This is a genomic window from Mucilaginibacter flavidus (assembly GCF_024055575.1).
Classification (GTDB): Bacteria; Bacteroidota; Bacteroidia; order Sphingobacteriales; family Sphingobacteriaceae; genus Mucilaginibacter; species Mucilaginibacter flavidus.
Genome location: NZ_JAMXOE010000059.1, coordinates 1 through 1,840, shown reverse-complemented (window position 1 = coordinate 1,840; position 1,840 = coordinate 1). Strand labels below are relative to the sequence as shown.

Genomic DNA, 1,840 nt, shown 5'->3' with positions numbered 1-1,840 from the left:
CGCGAGGAGGAATCTGAAGGAAGCCGGCGGTAAATCTCTGGCCTGACGAACAGGAAGCAGATCAGGCAATGCCATGTGGGTGAGTTTGCACAACAAAACAAAGCCCGAAACTATCCGAAACATGGTGCTGTAAATCTGACGGGTACATGGAGAGAAAGTTTGCGTTCTTACCCGGGGAGATCTGATAAACAGTGGACGGAGGGAGAAGCGCCGCCCGAAGGAGCAAGAGCCTGTAGTGATACATAGCTTGTTTACCAGAAGTCAGCCGAGGCCATAGTACCCCGCACGTACGGGGGGGAAGGGCTGAACATTAAACGTCCGAGGAGTATCTCTGGCAATGGGTCTATCGTAAAGAAAGCAGAAAACTCCGGATGGAGGGCTTACCTGTATACGGATATGCTGGAAGCAGAAAGGTAACAGGAAGCGCTGAACGACGACCTGAAAGAAGGAAAGAAACGAGGAAACAGGAAAAAAAAAAAAGTGCAGACGAAATGCTATTGGAGGAAATCATCAGCAAATCAAACATGCAGGCGGCCTACCGGCAGGTCACGGGAAACAAGGGGGCAGCGGGAGTAGACGGCATAGGAGTAGCAGGCTTTCCCGGCCAGCTGAAAGCAGAATGGGAGGCAATCAGGACTAAGCTTGAAACCGGAACGTATCAGCCCCAGGCTGTAAAACGTGTAATCATCCCCAAACCCAATGGAGGCGAACGCAAGTTAGGTATCCCTACGTACATGGACAGGCTGATACAGCAGGCCATATCACAGGAACTAACTAAAATGTATGATGCTGACTTCTCTGAAAACAGCTACGGGTTCCGGTCAGAAAAGAATGCACACCAAGCTTTGCAAAAGGCAAAGGAGTACATTAATGCAGGCTACAGCCATGTAGTTGACCTCGACCTGGCACAATTCTTCGACCGTGTTAATCACGATTACCTAATGAACGAATTGAGCCGGAGGATACAGGATAAACGAGTACTTAAACTCATCCACAAAATCCTCCGTGCAGATATTCAGGAACAAGGAAGTCTAACACCGTGTAAACAGGGCGTTCCGCAAGGCGGCCCGCTAAGTCCCTTACTTTCAAATATCATTCTCGATAAACTGGATAAGGAATTAGAGAAACGGGGTCACCGGTTTGTACGGTATGCCGATGATGTGAGTATCTATGTCAAAAGTAAACGTGCAGGGGAACGGGTAATGGAAAGTATCAGTACCTATATCGAAAAGGAATTGAAGCTAAAGGTTAACATTGAGAAGAGTTCGGTGACGCGGCCATGGTTCAGCAAGTTGTTAGGCTTTACTTTCTATCACAAGAAAGGAGAAAAAGGCGTATCGGTACACCGTAAAAGCATAGCAGCTTACAAGAAGAAAATCCGGCAGATAACATGCCGGAGCAAACCCCACCCAATGGAAGACCGCATGATGGAAATCAGACGACTAAATCACGGATGGGGCAACTACTTTAGGCTAAGCGAAGCGAAATCGGTGTTTGGGACGCTGGATGAATGGGTGAGGAGCCGGATACGACTATGCTATTGGAAACAATGGAAGAAGGTGAAAACCCGAATCGGACAGCTGGAGAAACTGGGCATCAAACCCAGTAAAGCCTACCAATGGGGCAACACCCGAAAGGGCTATTGGCGAACGGTTCATAGTCCAATTCTTACCACGGCTTTAAGCAATGCCTTTTTAAAGAAAGCGGGGTTTGTAAGTCTGAAAGACATCACCACCCCGCTGAAAAACTGTTAATGTTTATTGAACCGCCGTATGCCGAACGGCACGTACGGTGGTGTGAGAGGACAGTAAGGGAAATAATCCCTTACTTCCTACTCGAT

1 protein-coding gene is annotated in these 1,840 nt (G+C 48.1%); it reads left to right on the top strand.

Translation table 11 applies throughout. The annotated features are described in order from the left end of the window. Positions 1-491 precede the first annotated feature (491 nt). Positions 492-1,754 (top strand): group II intron reverse transcriptase/maturase, encoded by a 1,263-nt coding sequence (gene ltrA, locus NAF19_RS30440; RefSeq protein WP_252794240.1) that lies wholly within the window; start codon positions 492-494, stop codon positions 1,752-1,754. The last annotated feature ends 86 nt before the right edge of the window (positions 1,755-1,840 follow it).

Coding starts and splice junctions, on each gene's coding strand:
- ltrA (WP_252794240.1), top strand. CDS start 492: ATGCTATTGGAGGAAATCATCAGCAAATCAAACATGCAGGCGGCCTAC.